Origin of the sequence: Virgibacillus sp. SK37 (assembly GCF_000725285.1) — a bacterium.
Lineage (GTDB): Bacteria > Bacillota > Bacilli > Bacillales > Amphibacillaceae > Virgibacillus_Q.
The window spans coordinates 431,426-449,814 of record NZ_CP007161.1; the positions used below are offsets into that span (position 1 = coordinate 431,426).

General features: G+C 39.0%; 17 protein-coding genes and 2 other annotated features. Of the genes, 9 read left to right on the plus strand and 8 right to left on the minus strand.

Annotated features, from left to right (window positions below; all coding sequences use genetic code 11):
- Position 1 precedes the first annotated feature (1 nt).
- The 6 genes from trpB to trpE are packed head-to-tail and all read right to left on the minus strand — an operon-like array spanning position 2 to position 5,582.
- On the minus strand, positions 2–1,198 hold the full coding sequence (gene trpB / locus X953_RS02250) for a tryptophan synthase subunit beta (protein WP_040954182.1): 1,197 nt from the start codon (positions 1,196–1,198) through the stop codon (positions 2–4).
- Positions 1,176–1,805: a phosphoribosylanthranilate isomerase gene (locus X953_RS02255; RefSeq protein WP_040954183.1), complete on the minus strand. Its 630-nt coding sequence runs from the start codon at positions 1,803–1,805 to the stop codon at positions 1,176–1,178. Before X953_RS02255 ends, trpB begins: the two co-directional genes overlap by 23 nt.
- Positions 1,795–2,592: an indole-3-glycerol phosphate synthase TrpC gene (gene trpC, locus X953_RS02260; protein ID WP_040954184.1), complete on the minus strand. Its 798-nt coding sequence runs from the start codon at positions 2,590–2,592 to the stop codon at positions 1,795–1,797. The genes X953_RS02255 and trpC overlap by 11 nt, the downstream gene beginning before the upstream one ends.
- A complete protein-coding gene (trpD, locus tag X953_RS02265) occupies positions 2,593–3,618 on the minus strand; it encodes an anthranilate phosphoribosyltransferase (RefSeq protein ID WP_040954185.1) in 1,026 nt (341 codons plus the stop codon).
- Positions 3,602–4,201, minus strand: a complete 600-nt coding sequence (locus X953_RS02270) for an aminodeoxychorismate/anthranilate synthase component II (RefSeq protein WP_040954186.1) — start codon at positions 4,199–4,201, stop codon at positions 3,602–3,604. Before X953_RS02270 ends, trpD begins: the two co-directional genes overlap by 17 nt.
- Positions 4,182–5,582 carry an anthranilate synthase component I gene (gene trpE, locus X953_RS02275; RefSeq protein WP_040954187.1) on the minus strand — a complete coding sequence of 467 codons (1,401 nt, stop codon included), beginning with the start codon at positions 5,580–5,582 and terminating at the stop codon, positions 4,182–4,184. The genes X953_RS02270 and trpE overlap by 20 nt, the downstream gene beginning before the upstream one ends.
- 66 nt (positions 5,583–5,648) lie before the next feature.
- Positions 5,649–5,958 (minus strand) — a binding site (T-box leader).
- A gap of 73 nt (positions 5,959–6,031) precedes the next feature.
- Positions 6,032–6,277, minus strand: a binding site (T-box leader).
- A 253-nt stretch (positions 6,278–6,530) separates the two neighbouring features.
- On the opposite strand from trpE, the gene ddlA reads away from it, so the two are divergent.
- Both ddlA and X953_RS02285 read left to right on the plus strand, forming a co-directional pair.
- Positions 6,531–7,631 (plus strand): D-alanine--D-alanine ligase, encoded by a 1,101-nt coding sequence (gene ddlA, locus X953_RS02280; RefSeq protein ID WP_040954188.1) that lies wholly within the window; start codon positions 6,531–6,533, stop codon positions 7,629–7,631.
- 771 nt (positions 7,632–8,402) lie between these two features.
- Positions 8,403–9,788, plus strand: a complete 1,386-nt coding sequence (locus tag X953_RS02285) for a sodium:alanine symporter family protein (RefSeq protein ID WP_040954189.1) — start codon at positions 8,403–8,405, stop codon at positions 9,786–9,788.
- Between the two features lie 53 nt (positions 9,789–9,841).
- Here the strand turns inward: X953_RS02285 and X953_RS02290 are convergent, their stop codons facing one another.
- Positions 9,842–10,399, minus strand: a complete 558-nt coding sequence (locus X953_RS02290) for a nitroreductase (protein ID WP_040954190.1) — start codon at positions 10,397–10,399, stop codon at positions 9,842–9,844.
- Between the two features lie 220 nt (positions 10,400–10,619).
- Here X953_RS02290 and X953_RS02295 point away from each other — a divergent pair, with 220 nt between their 5' ends.
- The 4 genes from X953_RS02295 (at position 10,620) to X953_RS02310 (ending at position 13,502) form a co-directional block, all read left to right on the plus strand.
- Entirely contained in the window at positions 10,620–11,657 is a 1,038-nt protein-coding gene (locus X953_RS02295; protein ID WP_040954191.1) for a PTS transporter subunit IIC, read from the plus strand.
- Positions 11,658–11,730: 73 nt separating this feature from the next.
- Positions 11,731–12,183 carry a nucleoside deaminase gene (locus X953_RS02300; RefSeq protein ID WP_040954192.1) on the plus strand — a complete coding sequence of 151 codons (453 nt, stop codon included), beginning with the start codon at positions 11,731–11,733 and terminating at the stop codon, positions 12,181–12,183.
- 122 nt (positions 12,184–12,305) lie between these two features.
- Positions 12,306–12,758 carry a DUF2269 family protein gene (locus X953_RS02305; protein ID WP_040954193.1) on the plus strand — a complete coding sequence of 151 codons (453 nt, stop codon included), beginning with the start codon at positions 12,306–12,308 and terminating at the stop codon, positions 12,756–12,758.
- 207 nt (positions 12,759–12,965) lie between these two features.
- Positions 12,966–13,502 (plus strand): HD domain-containing protein, encoded by a 537-nt coding sequence (locus X953_RS02310; RefSeq protein ID WP_040954194.1) that lies wholly within the window; start codon positions 12,966–12,968, stop codon positions 13,500–13,502.
- Between the two features lie 50 nt (positions 13,503–13,552).
- Here the strand turns inward: X953_RS02310 and X953_RS02315 are convergent, their stop codons facing one another.
- The gene (locus X953_RS02315; protein WP_040954195.1) at positions 13,553–14,599 is read right to left on the minus strand and encodes a D-alanyl-D-alanine carboxypeptidase family protein; all 1,047 of its coding nucleotides are present in this window, start codon (positions 14,597–14,599) and stop codon (positions 13,553–13,555) included.
- Positions 14,600–14,771: 172 nt separating this feature from the next.
- Here X953_RS02315 and X953_RS02320 point away from each other — a divergent pair, with 172 nt between their 5' ends.
- The 3 genes from X953_RS02320 to mscL all read left to right on the plus strand — a co-directional run bounded on the left by X953_RS02320 (position 14,772) and on the right by mscL (position 18,379).
- On the plus strand, positions 14,772–15,965 hold the full coding sequence (locus tag X953_RS02320; RefSeq protein ID WP_052350018.1) for an MFS transporter: 1,194 nt from the start codon (positions 14,772–14,774) through the stop codon (positions 15,963–15,965).
- Positions 15,966–16,029: 64 nt separating this feature from the next.
- Complete coding sequence (locus tag X953_RS02325; RefSeq protein ID WP_040954196.1) at positions 16,030–17,691, plus strand: peptide ABC transporter substrate-binding protein; 1,662 nt, start codon at positions 16,030–16,032, stop codon at positions 17,689–17,691.
- A gap of 196 nt (positions 17,692–17,887) precedes the next feature.
- Positions 17,888–18,379 carry a large conductance mechanosensitive channel protein MscL gene (gene mscL, locus X953_RS02330; RefSeq protein WP_040954197.1) on the plus strand — a complete coding sequence of 164 codons (492 nt, stop codon included), beginning with the start codon at positions 17,888–17,890 and terminating at the stop codon, positions 18,377–18,379.
- Positions 18,380–18,389: the final 10 nt, after the last annotated feature.

Consider the following 18,389-nt stretch of genomic DNA (forward strand, 5'->3'; position numbering starts at 1 on the left):
ATTAATTCCCCTCCAATGCTGATTTTACTTGTTCGACGTCTTTATCCCCGCGCCCTGATAAGCAAACGACAATACTCTCATCTGTACTCATTTTTGGAGCGATTTTCATCGCATATGCTATCGCATGCGCGCTCTCCAATGCAGGGATTATTCCCTCTGTCTTTGATAAAAATTGAAAGGCTTCCAATGCTTCTTTATCTGTGATGGAATCATAGATGACCCGTTTTGTCTCATGCAAATGACTATGCTCTGGTCCTACTCCAGGGTAGTCTAATCCAGCAGAAATAGAAAAAGCCTCTTCGATTTGTCCGTGTGCATTTTGAAGCAAATGTGTCATGGTTCCGTGGAGAACCCCTATTGTACCGCTAGTCAAGGTAGCAGCATGCTTGGATGTCTGTAATCCTTGGCCACCAGCTTCTACTCCATACATGGTTACGGATTCCTCTTGGATAAAAGGATAAAACATTCCCATCGCGTTGCTGCCGCCACCAACACAGGCGATTACTGCATTCGGAAGTTTCCCTGTTTTTTGTTTAAACTGCTCTTTTGTTTCGTTTCCGATAACGGATTGGAAGTCGCGGACAATTTTTGGAAAAGGGTGTGGACCTACGACAGAGCCTAAAATATAATGCGTGTCATCTACATTACTGACCCAATACCTGAGAGCTTCATTTACTGCATCTTTTAATGTGCCACTACCATGGGAAACACTACGAACTTCAGCGCCTAATAGCTCCATCCGAAACACATTTAATCGTTGTCGTCTAATATCTTCTTCGCCCATAAATACCACACACTCTAAGTCTAGGAGAGCGCATACGGTAGCTGTAGCAACACCGTGCTGCCCAGCACCAGTTTCAGCTACTACCTTTTTCTTGCCCATTCGTTTTGTTAAAAGCGCCTGGCCGACTGTGTTGTTTATTTTATGAGCTCCCGTATGATTCAAATCCTCCCGCTTAAGGTAAATTTGAGCACCCTCCAACCTCCTGGTGAGATTCTCTGCATAATAAAGAGGAGTTTCCCTTCCAACATATTCTGCCAAATACTTATTTAACTCCTCTATAAATGCAGGATCCTGAATTGCTTCTTCATATAATTTCTCCAGTTCGATTAATGCAGGCATTAACAATTCGGGAACAAATTTGCCTCCAAACTCTCCATATTTTCCAGTAGCATCAGGCATCGTATATGTTGCCATCGATATCATCCTTTCCTTCTTTATTTTTGCATAGATGGATAAACTCTTTTATTTTTTCATTGTCTTTTTTTCCATTTGTTTCAACACCACTTGATACATCTGCCCCAACTGGATTAACCTGTTTTATCGCTTGACTTATATTCTCAGAAGAAAGGCCTCCAGCTAGAATTAGTTTCCTGTGGTCTAGGGAAAGTTTGTGGATAAGCTTCCAATCAAAGGTTTCTCCGCTGCCAGCTTTGGGGCTATCAACTAAATAATAATCACATGGATAATTCGTTATGTCCGTTTTCATATTTCCTTTTACTAAAAAAGCTTTAATAATTTTATAAGGGAGCTGCTCAGCGATACTTGCCGGCTCATCTCCATGAAGCTGGATATAGTCCAGATTTACAGCTTCAGCAATAGAGGCTATATTTTCAACAGTTTCGTTTACAAATACGCCTACTTTATGAACAGTTGGTGATAATGTAGTTGAGATCTCTTTTGCTTTTTCTACAGTGATCTTCCTACTGCTTGGGGCGAAAACAAATCCGATGAAATCAGCACCGGCTTCCACTGCAGCTTGTGCCGCTTTTTCTGTAGTAATCCCACATATTTTAACGAGCATTTTCTTCTACCCCTGCTCTTTGTCTTGGTACCTGTAATTGGTTAAATGTTTCCGGTAAGTCCTTCGTCCGCATAAGTGTTTCACCAACTAGGATAGCATCCGCACCGGCATCACTTACAAAAAGGGCATCATGTTTTGTCCGCATCCCACTTTCACTAATTAAAACTGTATTCTCATCTTGTACCATAGATGCCAGCCTGGCTGTAGCATGAAGATCTACTTTAAATGTTTTAAGATCTCGATTATTGATTCCTATCATTTCTGGTTTGAGCTTAATGACCCGGTCCATTTCCGTTTCATTATGAACTTCACATAGAACCTCCAAGCCCTGCTTTCTGGCATATTGATACAATGAATGGAGCTGTTTGTCGGATAAAGCAGCGGCAATCAACAGGATGATATTTGCTCCAGCAGCTCTAGCCTGATCAATTTGAATTGGATCAATAATGAAATCCTTACATAGGATGGGCAAGTTCACTTTTCTGCGTACTGCTTGGAGATCCTTTATCGAGCCATTAAAAAATGTATTGTCTGTTAAAACAGAGATAGCAGCTGCGCCTTGGTTTTCATATTGGATTGCTTGTTCTACTGGGTCTACCTCCATATGGATAGCTCCCTTAGAGGGGGAAGAGCGCTTGATTTCTGCAATTATTTTTAAATTACTCGCCTTTCGTATTGTGTCCTTAAGCGGTGGAACTTCTTTCACGTCTGGTTGTTCAAACGTTTGTTTTACAAGCTGAGCGACTTCTTTTTCCTTCTGTTTCAGGATTTTCTCTAATATAGACATTTAGACCACCTCACTTTTTGTTTTCTTACTGAATTCAATTAACCTCTCCAGTCTTTTGAGTGCGGCACCAGAGTGAATACTTTCTTTTGCCAACTCGATTCCTGACTTGACGGAAGGGGCTTTTCCATTTGCGTATAAACCAAGACCAGCGTTTAGAACGACCGTGTCAAGATAAGGTCCTGACTTACCACGTAATACTTGTTTGGTAATAGCTGCATTTTCCTTTGCATCTCCTCCGCGGATTAAATCGTTCGTATAGACAGGTAATCCCACTTCCTCTGGGTGAAGGGTGAAGGAGGTAATTTTTCCTTCATTTAGCATTACAAGGTGATTTGTGCCTGATAAAGAAGCTTCATCCATAAATCCAGCACCATTCACTACAATTGCCCGCCGTCTACCTAACTTTTGTAGGGACTCCGCCATCGTTTCCAGCATGTTACGTCTGTAGACGCCAATAAATTGTGAGTCAAGATGAATAGGATTAGTCAATGGGCCAATGGCATTGAAAATAGTCGGCATTCCTAGTTCTTTTCGAACATTGCTGAACGGCTTTAGAGCCTGATGGACATGGGGGGCAAATAAAAATGCGATTTTATTTTCCTGAAGTATTTCTTCCGTATGTTCTTTAGAAAAGGATAGGGAAATACCTAAATACTCTAATACGTCAGCACTGCCCGTCTTGCTTGAAATGCTCCTATTACCGTGTTTCGCAATCGTTACACCGGCTCCTGCGATAACGAATGCAGATGTTGTGCTTATATTGAAGCTATTGGATCTGTCTCCACCTGTTCCGCAATTATCCATGACATAAGGAAGGCTGCTTGTTTGATAGGCGGATTGGGTACGGATAACGTCAACCATGCCCGTGATCTCATCAGCTGTTTCTCCTTTTATCCGTAAGGCTGTTAAGAAAGAAGCGATTTCTGAACGGCTAATCTCATTTGAAAAACAGGCGGTGGTGGCTTCTTTCATTTCTTCCACAGACAAGCTTTCCTGGTTAATTAATTTTTCAAGATAATGTTTCATAATTAAGCTCCTTTCCAATTTCATTTAATACATTACGTATCATCTTTTTTCCGGTTGTAGTTCCAATGGATTCGGGGTGAAACTGAACACCGTAAACAGGAAGCGTCCGATGTTTAATGGCCATAATTTCATTGTCCTCAAGAGAGGTTGCAACAACTTCTAAATGAGCAGGGACAGTTTCTTTATCAACAACAAAGGAGTGATATCGCATTACTTCCAGAGGTTGGGACATATAGCTGAAAAGACCCAACCCATTATGGGTAACAAGAGAGGTTTTCCCATGTTTGATTGTTTTTGCAGGTTTTAACTCCGCTCCCAGTGCTTCTGCAATAATTTGATGACCCAAACATATGCCGATAATTGGTATCTTCTTATAAAAGTGCTGCACGACTTCCATACAAATTCCTGCTTCTCCGGGAAGACCAGGTCCTGGTGAAATAATAATTGCCTCGGGCTGCAACTTCTCTATATTAGCAAGCATGACTTCGTTATTACGAACTACTTTTATTTCTGTTTTTTCCTCTGAGAAATATTGATAGATGTTATAGGTAAATGAATCAAAGTTATCGATTAACAGCATCATATTGACTAACCTCCATTAGCGATTTTGCTTTATGCAAGGTCTCCTGGAATTCCCTTTCAGGGTCGGAATCATATACAATCCCAGCACCAGCCTGCAGATATGCTTGGTTGTCTTTCACAACAAGCGAGCGGATGGCGAGCGCTATGTTCAAATCATTGTTGAAATTGATATAACCTATCCCTCCCGCATAGACACCACGTTTCGTTTCTTCCAGGTCGTTTATAATTTGCATGGCGCGAATTTTTGGCGCCCCAGAAACAGTACCTGCCGGCAAACAAGAGATAAGTGCATCTATACTGGAGCAAGCTTCTTTCAGTCTCCCTTTGACTTCCGAGACGATATGCATTACATGCTGATACTTTTCAATTTGCATGTAGGTTGGTATAGTAATTGATCCAATCTCACATACACTTCCAAGGTCATTTCTGCTTAAATCTACAAGCATCCGGTGCTCTGCAATTTCCTTTTCATCCGAGAGTAGGTCTTGAATAAGTTGTTCATCCTCCTCTTTTGTTTCACCTCGCGGGCGAGTGCCTGCAATTGGATTTGTTATTATTGTTTGGCCACTCGTTTGAATCAGGCTTTCTGGTGATGCACCCAATACCAGATATTCATCGAAATCAATATAGAACATATAGGGAGAGGGATTGGCTTTTCGCAACTGTCGATAAAACTGGATGGGTGATCCATTCATATCTGCTTTCATCCTTTGAGATAGAACTACCTGAAAAATATCCCCTCTTAAAATATGGTGCTTGGCAGTCCGGACTTTTTCCTTGAATTTTTCTTCACTTATCTCTGGTTGAAAAGAAAAAGTTGTTTCTTTTTCTTCTTGATATGGTAAATTTCTCTGCAGTGTTTCCTGCATGCTGCGTAGTCGTTTAAGTAGCACTTCCTCTGATTGTTCATCCTGATTTATTGCAATAAGGTAAATCACTTCTTTTTTGTGGTCATATACGAAAATACTTCGGTAAATCATCAAGTGAATGTCAGGCATAGATAGATCATCCGTTTTCTCCTCACCTATGTCTTCAAACGAGCGAATGGTATCATATCCTATATAGCCTACGGCGCCACCATAAAAGGGAAGCGGGATGTCTAACTCAATCTGTTGGAAAGCTTCTTTGAGATACTCTAGTGCATGCTGTTCAACGGTGCTTTTTTTATCGGAGTCATGGTTGATTATCATGGTCGTATTTCCCACTCCAATCAGTTCCTCGTATGGATCTGCTCCGATAAATGAATAATTTCCTTTCTGTTCGTGTTTAACTGAGCTTTCTAGTAAAAACTTTTTTTGGCCGGATAATTGATGGAAAATGCGGATAGGTGTCAATGTATCTGCATTTAGCTTAACTATTTTATGAGTTAAAATTTCCTTCATATGCTCATCTCCTCCTATGTTATTGCATAAAAAAACCTCTATAGACATATATCGAAATATGTGTCTATAGAGGACGATTGTGACCGCGGTGCCACCTCTTTTGAGAAAAATTTAATCTTCTCATCTTATTCGAATACGGAAGAAGTCTCTATACAAAGAGATTGCCTCGATATTCTATCCGTATAACGGCGGAACTCCGGGTTTCCATACTTTTGTCTGAAAGCAAGCCGGTATTACTCCATGGCATATCGCTTTTTTTCTTTCAGGAAACCTCTTGTAAGTCCATTCAGCATATAACCACGTGCTGGAATTTCACCATCACCAGCTCTCTACAAACGCTTTTTATATGCTTACTCCTCTTACTCGACGATTTTAATTATTTATTTATAGATATTCATATGGTTATTAAAAATGCTATTTCATTAAAAAACAAAAAGACCCCTCATCCGAAAAAGGACGAGGGACCGTGGTACCACCTTTATTAACTGCAAATACAGTTCACTTTAGCAACAGAAAACAAATTGTTTCCTATCTGTTCCGGGTAACGGTGGAACTTAGTCGCCAAAGCCTACTGTTTCATATGTTCGGTTTGGAAGCTCAGAAGCCCATTCATCTACCAAACCACACTGATTTCCACCAACCATCAGCTCTCTAGAGTGTTTAAATAGATTACTCTTCTTCGTCATTGCTTTAATCATTTAGTTATTGAAAATTATATTATAGGATACCTAGATGAATGTCAAGGTTTTTTTGAAAAAAGGAAATATATAAGCAATTCAACTTATATAACTTCTTTGTGAGTATGTGAGAATAAAACAGAAGTTACGCTAAAAGGAACAATGGCAACTATTGTAATAAAAAAGCAATTATTTTTTGACTTTACACTGTTAGAGTCAACCTTATTTATGCTATGTTTATTATATTCATAAACATGAAAGGATGTTTGGGATGGCGAAGAAAAAAGTTGGCGTCATTTTTGGTGGGAAGTCAGCTGAGCATGAAGTTTCTCTTCAGTCAGCAAAAAATATAGTTGATGCGATTAATAAAGATAAATATGAAGTTGTTTTAATTGGAATTGACAAACAGGGAAAGTGGCATCTAAATGATCAGTCCTCCTATCTATTGCATGAGGAAAACCCGAAGCTAATTCAACTTAATCAGTCAAATGAACATGTTGCCATTGTGCCAGGGGAGGAGAAGAGCCAGTTAATCCATGCTGACAATAAAGTGAAGCTTGACCAGTTGGATGCTGTTTTCCCAATTGTCCATGGGACTTTAGGTGAAGATGGCAGTCTGCAGGGAATGCTTCGTATAGCAAACCTTCCATTTGTAGGCCCGAATGTTTTAAGTTCGGCTTTATGCATGGATAAAGACATTGCGAAGCGACTTTTGAAAGATGCCGGAGTAAAGGTAGCAAAAGGTGTTTCGTTTACCAAAAATAAAAAAGATCAAATTAATTATCAGGAAATAGCTGCTTCACTAGGTACACCGTTGTTTATCAAACCAGCAAATCAGGGATCTTCTGTAGGTGTCAGCAAAGTAACGAATGAGGAAGAATTTAATAAAGGTGTAGCACAGGCCTTTTATTTTGATAAAAAGATTGTTATTGAAGAGACACTCAAAGGGCGAGAGGTTGAATGTGCTGTCTTAGGAAATGAAGAACCAAAGGCTTCTAAAATTGGTGAAATTCTCCCACATACTGAATTCTATTCCTATGAATCTAAGTATATTGATGAGAAGGGCGCTGAGCTATCCATCCCTGCTAATTTACCAGAAGAAGTCGCTAAGGAAATTCAGAAAGTAGCAATAAAAGCTTTCCAAGCACTGCAATGTGAAGGCATGGCCCGTGTGGACTTCTTTCTGACAAAAGATAACGAGATTTATGTGAATGAAATAAACACATTACCAGGTTTTACAAAGATTAGTATGTATCCAAAGCTTTGGGAAATTAGCGGGGTATCCTATCCTGACTTAATTAATGAGTTAATTGAACTTGCTATAGAACGTTATGAGGACGAAGCTTCTCTAAAAAGTTCCTTTTGGGAGTAAGCGAATAAGAATGGTCTCCATTATAAAAGGAGGCCATTTTTTTGGCTTTATCCAAGATTTTAAAATAGTTCATAAAATAGATAAACTCCGACGTAACTTGGTAGTAGTTTATCTCATTTTAAGGGGGTGAATGGACCCATTGATTTCCACTGCAGGGGGACGCTTTCCGCCGGCATGGCCTCAGCCGCTTCCTCCGCTACGCTACGTGCAGGGTCTTCAGCTCATGCTATTCCGGCAGGAGTCGCCCCCTTCCGCTCCAATCAATTGGTATGTGCTATTGATTAATTTGAGGTATTTAAGAATTGAATAAGTGGCTCTTATCTTTAATAGCTTTAAGATATACACCTTAGCGAAGGGGAATTATGGAGACTCCTGCGGGAAAAGCGAGACTAGCGAGACCCCGCAGAACGGAACGCTAGTGAGTTCGAGGAGGCTCGCAGGCCGCCCGCGGAAAGCGGAATATTTCCCCGTAGCGGTGATTTATGCAGTCTCTATATTCTTAGTTAGGTCGCAGTTTCTTCCAACTATGCACATAATGATATTTTCAAAGGTAGATAGTTATAATATTTAATATACCCTCCACCTCGTAAATTATTAGTAACTTTTAAGTCTGAAATTTATTTTTCCTATACAAGATTTAAAAAATATATTACGATTATTTAGTGGTCTTAAACGAATGAAATGAAATCGTTTACCAAAAAGGGGGTAGAAACACCAACGCTTTAATGTCTATTAGCCGCTGACAACAAGAGTATTAACAGGAGGACAATTATGTTAGAAGGATTGAAACAAATCAACGATATTTTATGGGGAGCCCCCAGTCTTATACTATTAGTTGGAACTGGTTTATTCTTAACCTTTATCTTAAAGGGCTTACAATTTTCGAAACTATTATATGCACTTAGACTAGCATTTTTTAAAGATAAGGAAGACAACGAGACAGAAGGGGACGTCAGTAATTTTAAAGCATTAATGACATCACTGGCAGGTATGATTGGGAACGGAAACATTGCAGGGGTAGCCACAGCAGTAACACTTGGAGGTCCAGGAGCGATTTTCTGGATGTGGGTTGTTGGTTTACTGGGAATGGCAACAAAATATGCAGAAGCACTACTTGCCATGAAGTATCGTGTAAAGAATGAAACAGGAGAATATTCAAGTGGCCCCATGTATTATATTGAACGAGGGTTAGGTAAAAAGTGGAAGCCGTTGGCAGTCGCATTTGCATTTTTTGGAGCGTTTGCAGCGCTTGGTATTGGTAACAGTGTCCAGTCAAATACAATTGCTGACGTGATGCAAAATAGTTTTAATGTAAAAGGTGTAATAACAGGTGTAATTCTTGTTATTTTAACTTCTCTTATTATCTTTGGTGGACTGAAGCGAATCAGTTCGGTTGCTGGCGTGTTCGTGCCCGTAATGGCTGTTTTTTATATTGGAGCCTCACTGCTTATATTAGGACTTAATTATGATCAGATTGGACCAGCCTTTTCAATGATTTTTACATACGCTTTTAATCCGGTATCAGCAGTAGGAGGATTTTCAGGTATTGTGGTAATGGAAGCGGTTCGAAACGGTGTCTCTAAAGGGATCTTCTCCAATGAAGCAGGTCTAGGTACGGTTGCTTTAATTGCAGGTAATGCAAAAACCTCCCATCCTGTGAAACAAGCATTAGTCGCAATGACTGGTACATTTATTGTTACAATAATTGTTTGTACAATGACTGGTCTTGTATTACTCGTAACAGGGTTCTGGGACACTACAGGAGGTCTTCTATCAGGCGTATCACATGATCCAACACTTGATGCAGGTGCGTTAACAAGTGCAGCATTCGGTTCTTCTCTTGGAAATATTGGAGAATATATTGTATCGATTTCTGTTGTTTTCTTTGGATTCTCAACAATTCTTGGCTGGTATGTCTATGGTACAAAATGTTTTGAGTATCTATTTGGTCTAAAATATTTAGGTATCTATCGGTTTATCTATGTTGGTGCTACATTTATTGGTACAGTTGCAAGTCTAACAACTGTTTGGGCATTTGCTGATATGGCTAATGCGCTTATGATGATTCCCAACTTAATTGGACTTCTCTTTCTGTATAAGGTAATCATCGGTGAGACAAACGATTATTTTTCTCGATTTAGAAAGCTCAGCAAATAAATTGAGCAAAAGAAAATACCCTATCTCAATTTAATAGGAGATAGGGTGTCTTCTTATTTATATCTACTAAACTTTTCTTCTACAGATATTCTATCTTTTGGCATTGGTTTCTCATCAAAATAGCCAAGATGAATAAATCCTACTATTTTTTCATTTTCTTTTACATTTAATAGCTCTTTTACTTGTGGGTCGTAAATATGAGGGTTCGTTTTCCATACAACCCCAAGATTTTTTTCCCAAGCCAATAACCAAAAGTTTTGAATCATGGAAGCTACAGCGCCGTAATTCTCTTCCCATTGTTTTTGAATTTCCGGTTCTTCCATTATTACGATAAGATGCGCATTCGGTTCATTTAGGTAATCTTCCCGATTTTGCTGTCTTTCCTCTGGATACGTTGCAGCCACCTTTTTCGCAAAATCGTTCTTCTTATCAGCCCCTACGAAAATAAATCGCCAAGGTTGGCGCATGCCGTGGGTAGGTGCGTACACAGCATCCTCCAACAATTCGCGAATGGTTTCTTCTTTTACTTCCTTGTTATTATAGCCTTTTTTTACTGCACGTCTTTCGCGAATAATCTTTGCCAAGTCTGTCTTATTATCAGTATGTTCCATTTTCCCTTCCTCCCTCTATATCTCCGCTCATTATATGCAATCACAAAATTGATAATGATTATCATTTAAATTGTAGCGAATAACTACATGAAAAGCAACAACAACTCTGGTCGAGGAATAAGTAGAAAAGCCTTGCCTTGTTTAAACGATACCGTATAATAGAAAACATGGAATATTTCTTACTTTTATGTGAATAAGTTCACAGGATGGAGGTAAATAATTGAAAGCGTTTTTAAATAGGAAAGGTATTTCTTTATCAGCGAATGAATATATCATTACTGCCTTGAGTTTCATGGCACTTGGGCTTTTTTCCTCCCTAATTATTGGTCTTATCATTAAAACAGCCGGAGAACAAATTGTGGTGAATTTTTCTCCTGAATTAGCATCTGTTTTAATTGAAATGGGAAGTTTTGCTATGGACACAAAGATAATGGGAGGAGCAATAGGGGTAGCGATTGCGTATGGATTGAAGGCACCTCCATTGGTTTTACTTTCTGCTTTATTTGCAGGAGCATTTGGAGCTGAACTTGGTGGTCCTGCCGGCAGCTATGTGTCAGCCTTATTTGCAACTGAATTTGGTAAACTCGTTTATAAGGAAACTAAAGTAGATATTATTATTACTCCTCTAGTGACTATTGTTATTGGCTTTATGGTAGGGACATTTATTGGTCCTCCAATCAATTCATTTATGCTGGGCTTTGGTGAAATTGTTAATTGGTCAACAGAACAGCAGCCATTTATTATGGGTGTTTTGGTAGCGATTTTAATGGGCCTGGCTCTTACGGCACCCATTTCCTCTGCAGCTATTGCTATTATGCTCTCCTTAGATGGTCTAGCAGCTGGTGCAGCGGCGGTAGGCTGTTCAGCGCAAATGATTGGTTTTGCTATCGCAAGCTATCGTGATAATGGGTTTGGAGGATTTTTGGCGTTGGGAATTGGCACCTCGATGCTGCAGGTTGCCAATATTATAAGAAAACCAATTATCCTTCTCCCACCAACAATAGCCGGGGCTGTTTTAGCTCCATTTGCAACGGTGTGGTTAAAGTTAACGAATAATGCATCTGGTGCTGGCATGGGGACAAGTGGTTTTGTAGGTCAGATCATGACTTTTGAGTCTATGGGATTTTCTGTAGAAGTGATATGGAGTGTAGTAATTCTTCATATAGTCGCGCCAGCCATTATTGCTTTTCTTCTTGCTGAATTCCTACGTAAAAAAGGATGGATTAAACCTGGAGACATGAAGATTACATATGAATAACAGTAAGCCAATAGGTTGAGTTCCTCTGAGGCTTTTTCTAGAATAGAACTAAGATACAGTGGGAGGTTAAAGAATGAATAAATTTATGAGACGAGCTGTTGATTTAGCTGCACAAAATGTGAAAGACGGGGGCCAGCCGTTTGGTGCCGTTTTGGTTAAGAACGATATACCTGTAGCGGAAGGTGTAAATGAATTACACATGAAATATGATGTCAGTGGACATGCAGAATTGATAGCAATAAGAAGGGCCCAAGAGGATTTTGAAACGAACGACCTTTCCGAGTTTACAATGTATGCGAGTGGAGAGCCTTGTCCCATGTGTTTAACGGCAATGCGATTTGCTGGAATTAAAGATGTGTATTATTGTCAATCGGTAAAGGATGCGGAAAGTGCAGGGTTAGCTAAATCTAAAGAGATATATGAAGATTTACAGAAGCCAAAAGAAGAACGAACACTACAAATGATACAAATTCCATTACAAGAAAAACAAATAAACCCTATGGAGTTATATAAAGAGAAAAGCTAATAGAAAAATGCCACGGAATTGTTGAAAATAATTGATGGAAAGTGTGATATGTCACAGCCCTCACTCTATATAAATGATGTATGATAAAAGGGAAAAGTGAACAGATAGTGAGGGGCTGTAGTATGACATTCTATGAAATTCTTGTTTTTGTTCATATTATATCGGCAATTTTGGGGATGGGCCCTGGGTTTGTAATGATTTATGTCGTTACAAAAGCATCAACAATGACTGAGTTAAGACATGCCTACCTTATCCGACATCGTTTACATATTTTTGTGATGGTTGGGGGGACGCTTTTACTAGTTACTGGAATATGGATGGGGTTACTACATACCTATTTATTTTCCCAAGGATGGTATGTAGTGAGTCTGCTCTTATTTATTATCGCCTTAGGATTTGGCCCAGGGATACTTTCGCCCAGATCCAAGCCAATTAAAGCATTGTTAAAAGAAACAGAGGGAGAAGAAATTCCTGATAGTTACTTCGCGCTTTCGAAAAAATTATTTTTCTATGAACGTATGGAAAATACAATCTTTTTAATCATTATCGTCCTTATGATTTTAAAACCGTTCTGAGCTACAGTATATGAAGAAATTCATATACTGTTTTTTATATAATACAAAATACTGCAATGTATGTTGGTGTCTTCAGTAAACTCCTCCGTAGCATGATAGCTGATATGAAATGTTTATTTTCCTATAGAAAAGGCTATAACAGATTGCAAGAATCCTTTATTCATGTTATAGTCTATAAAATTTATTTAAAGAAAGGAGTGCGTAGCAATGAGAAATGTATCATTGGAACAAATCTTCACCCATCCGATTACCCAAAAGTATTTAAAAAGATCAGGTATTGCACATGCAATTGCCGTGGCTGAATATGCATTTATCTATGCAGAAAAACTGGGAGTCGACCCTGACCTTGCAACAAAAGCGGCATTACTTCATGATGTCGGACATTATACTTGGTATCGCAATGGAGAATGGGACTATGAGCTATATAAAGAAAATGATATACACGCAATTAAGGGAGCTAGTCGTGCGCATAAATTGCTAATCCGCGTTGGGGAGGATCGGCATGCTGCCAAAGAGATTGCTGTAGCTATTTTATTGCATACGGATTCTTATTTGCCGGGAGGAGAACTCAAATTGAACCCTTTGCAAAAAGTCGTGCATATGGCAGATGAAGCAGATGAAGAGGCGGGAGGAAAGCACCACTACAAGGAAATAGAGGAACATGTAGCTCTGGAACGGATTCGTGTGCTAGATCAATTAGTAGAAAAAGGTGAAAAATCTCCTACATCTGAACGCATTGGCTAACTTTCTCTTTTAATATGAAAAAAACTGCTCTATATATGAGCAGATCTCTCCTATTTTTCCTTTAGGTATTCTTCTAAAGTAATTCCATTTGTCATTATTTCTTTTGCGGCCTTTTTGCCTACAAAGCGCAAATGCCAAGGCTCATACTGGTATTTTGTAATGTCTTCTTTACCTTTCGGATACCGAATGATAAAACCATAATCAGCCGCATGTTTTTCTATCCATTCCCCTTCATCCGTTTTACCGAATTCCGTCGTAAGCCTATAATTAATATCAGGGCTTGTTACGTCCATTGTTAAGCCGGTTTGATGCTCACTTTCGCCTGGACGGGCACTGAATTTATTGGCAGCTTCTTCCCCGTGTTCATTGACATTTGAAGCAAAAATAGCATCCTGACGTTCATAGGAACGATAGCCTGATTGTGCAAATAAATCTAATTCTGCCTTATCTGCTGCAGCAAACATTTTTTCTAATGCAGTAGCGGCAATCTGCCTCATTTGTTTTTTAGGTAAATCTTCTGTAAACGGAAAGCGAACGTTAGGGGTTACCAAATCCTTAGGAATATAATCAGCTGGTAATGCATGTTGCTTATTTACCAGTGCCAATTGATCATAAGGGTTTTGCAAAACAGTTGCACCGCCATTTGCTTTTTGTACATCCTTATTCATTGCCAGAATTTTATTTGGTTTGAAATTTCCTTTATCCGTGGTAAGTAGCCTCTGAAGGGTCTCGATCGTTTTTTTATCATATACTCCAGTGCCTTCTAAGTTTTTAAATTGCAGCTGAAGGTCCGTCACAGCTAATGTAGTTTCCGCGTTATATACACCATCAACCTCTACCTCATAACCAAGTGAACGAAGAGCAAGCTGCAAGGTGCGTACGGGCTTTCCTTCATCCTTCTTCTGTAACTCCTCAGTAGGTGCTTTTACTTCCTTTTCTTTCTCTACCGAATCTGTGTTGTTACCTGTATTTGCAGGAGAAGATTCTTCTGATGTATTGTCTTGCTGGGTTTCTTTTGATGTTTGTATGCTACAACCTGTAAATAACAGTAACAGAACCATCAAAATGGTAATCCCTCTGCCTTTTCTTTTAAGCATGTTGTTTACTCTCCTTGCATAATAAGATTCTTTCTACTTAATTGCCATCCTTTATTTTCTCATAAGTTAGAGAAGAACGGCAACAAATAAATGAATGAAACGGGAAAAGCATTAGCTGCACAATAGGTGAAAGCTCTTCATATCTATAATAAGAAGGATGGGGGGGAGCATTATGTCTGGAGAAGTCACTTCGATAAAAAGGAAGGAGTCTTTGGTTACATCAATCCTTTTTTGGTGTGCATTAATTGTGGTGTCCAGTGTCTATACGACCACTCCGTTAATTGATGTGTTTTCAGACTACTTTTCAACAACCCGTGCACATGCAGCCTGGACCAGCAGTTCATTTTCATTGTTTTATGCTATAGGATTTTTATTTTTTGGGCCCTTATCTGACAGGTTTGGCCGAAGAAATATAATACTAACCGGGTTGCTTACACTTGGGATTCTTACACCACTGATTGGGATGGTAGACCAATTAGAATGGGTAGTTATACTCCGAGGGATGCAAGGATTCTTTGCTGCCACCTTTGCACCAACCGCTTTAGCATATGCTTTTGAAATGTTTCCAAAACAAAAATTAGTGACTGTTATTGGCTTTTTGAGTTTTGGTTATGTAACAGCTGGGATCTTTGGCCAGGTGCTTGCCGGCGGGATAAGTAACTACTTGGATTGGCAATCTGTATTTGTGGTTTTTGGGTTATTTTATCTCATTACATTTGTTGTTGTACTACTATTTTTACCCCGTGATTATAAGCGATTAAAATACAGTGGTTTAAAAAGATATCTATATCAAATTACTACACTTTTTAAATATAAAAATCTTGTGCTCTGCTATCTTATTACAATTACACTGTTACTTACATTTGTAGGAATGTATACAGTCTTGGGGAATTATTTAGGGAACGAGCCATTCCAGTTAACAGAAACAGAGATCCTATATATTAGAGCATTTGGTTTCATTGGAATGTTGCTTTCTCCATTAGCAGGGCGGCTTGTAAATACATTTGGACTAATAGCTATGTTAAAGTTTGGTTTATCATTATCATCAATCTGTTTAGTATTAATGGGGCTATCTTCCAGCCTTCTTCTTATTATTATAACAAGCATATTGTTTGTTGGTGGAATCTCTTTACTCTTTCCGGTCATTATGCTTCTAATAGGAGAGTTTGGAGGAAAGCAAAGGGCGTTGGCTTCCTCTTTGTATGCTTTTATCCTTTTTATCGGAGCGACTGCCGGCCCACTTATTGCTGTTATGTTAATGAACATAGGTAATTATATGATTACTTTTACTGTGCTTTCTTTTCTTCTGGCTATTGGCATACCCGCTTCGTTTTTTATTAAATATGAAAATGCCTCCTATTCCTAGTTGCCTTTTATTGTAGAATAATCTTATAATAGGACTTGTTGATTAAAACATAGGGGGTAGAGAAATGCAGTGGAATAAGGGGTTTTTACTATTTGTCCTTGGTCTCATTTTATTGATGACAGCGTGTGGTGATACAGAGGATAAACTAGAAAAAGAAAGCAGTTCCTCTAACAAGGATGAGAAAGTTGTTAAAATAAGTGCTCCAGGTGAAATACCAGGAATTGATCCGGTAATGGCCGATAATGATTTCAGTTTTAATGTTATTAATCAAATAAATGAAGGCTTGTACCGATTAGATAAGGAAGGGAAACCGCAGTTGGCTATCGCTGCTAAGGAGCCGGAAGTAAGTAAAGATAAAAAAGTTTACACATTTAAACTACGCGAGGACGCACTATGGTCAGATGGGTCGCCAGTAACCGCCCATGACTTTGAATACGCATGGAAAAAGGTGGTTGATCCAAAAACCGGAGCAGCATATGGCCCGCAGTTGGAAGAGATCGTGTTAAATGCAACAGAGATATTAAAAGGCGAAAAACCAGTTGATGACCTTGGCATTGAAGCCCTGGATGATCATACATTGAAAGTAACCTTGGAAAACGGGGTGCCATTTTTTAAAGAATTACTCACGACGGCAACCTTTTTCCCTCAACCTCAAGAGTATATTGAGGAGCAAGGAGAAAAGTATGCGACAGACAGTGACCATGCACTCTATAACGGACCTTTTGTATTAGATGAATGGACAGGCACTGGCATGTCCTGGACATATAAAAAGAACGAAAAGTATTGGGATAAAGAAGCTGTTAATGTGGATCGTATTGAAGTAAATGTAGTTAAGGATGCAGAAACGGCTATCAATCTTTATCAAAAAGGACAGCTTGATCGTGTTAACTTAACTAGTGATAATGTGGAGCATTTTCAAGGAGAAGATGAATTCCATACATTTCTAACTGGCTCAACAAGTTATATTAAAATGAATCAGGGGAAGGATGGCGAAACAACTGATTTAGCTAACCTTCATATTCGTAAGGCAATGAACATGGCAATTGATAAAGAGGTCATTGTTGAGGAGCTATTAGGTAATGGATCCGTTGTAGCTCATGGGAATGTGCCAAAAGGCTTGGCTGAAGATCCTGTAACAGGTGAAGACTTTAGAGAGCAAAATGGCGATCTCGTTGGATACAATGTAGAGAAGGCGAAGGAACATTGGAAAAAGGGATTGGAAGAGCTGGGGAAAGATAAATTAGAATTTACGTTAACTAGCTCTGATTCCGACTTTGCTAAAAACTTATCTGAAAACCTGAAGTATCAGCTGGAAAACGCACTCCCGGAATTAACAATCAATCTGCGTCCACTAACACCTAAGGCAAGTATTGCTGCAAACGTAGGTCAGGATTATGAAATGATTATTACAGGTTGGAGTGGGGACTATCAGGATCCGCTTACGTATTTAAATCTATTTATTACAAATAGTCCTGGTAACCATACAGGATATTCAGATGAAACCTATGATAAATTGGTGCTTGGTTCCAAATCAGAATTAGCAACAAAGCCGAAGGAACGCTGGGATGCACTTTTGAAAGCAGAACAACTGTTAATTGAAGAAAGTGCTGTGTTAATACCGTTATATCAAAATGGAACTGCATATTTGCAAAACGATAAAGTGAAGGATTTTATCACTTACCAAGTTAGTGCTGATAATTATAAATGGATGGATATTGAAGAATAGTACGATGGGATCACCTCTTTCAAAAAAAGAAAGAGGTGATTTTTTTTGTTGCATGAGCCGAGTTTATGGTTTTCAAGTTTCCGTTGTTTTTTGATCAAGTTCCCATTTAAAGGTGGTAGATATTTATCTGAGAAAATAGAAAGGTATTACACATAATTTCAATGTCCATTCATAGAATAGTATAGGAGGGACAGGCATGGGATTATTTAAAGAGTTTCGTCAGTTTACAATGAGAGGAAGCGCAATAGATATGGGGGTCGGAATGGTGTTGGGAGCAGCGTTTAGTGGATTTATCGATTCGCTTGTTACTGATATCCTGCTACCACCTATTGGATTGCTATATTCAAAGATGAACTTTGAGAATTTGTATGTCAGTCTGGATGGAAGCAGCTATCCATCCTTGTTAGCAGCAAAGGAAGCTGGTGCTGTTACGATTAACTATGGATTATTTATTACAGCTGTTGTACGATTTATTATTATTTTATTTGCTGTGTTTGTTGTCATCAGACAAATTAATCGTTGGAAAAAACCACATCAGCATCCGATAGACTCTATGATGAAGAAAGAATGTCCGTACTGTTGTATGCCAATCCCTACAAAGGCTTCTATTTGCCCAAATTGCTCTTCTACATTAGAAAAGGAGCCGGAAAGGCGGAAAAGTAAACCGCCACGGTGGAGAGTGAAATAGTTGATAGTCT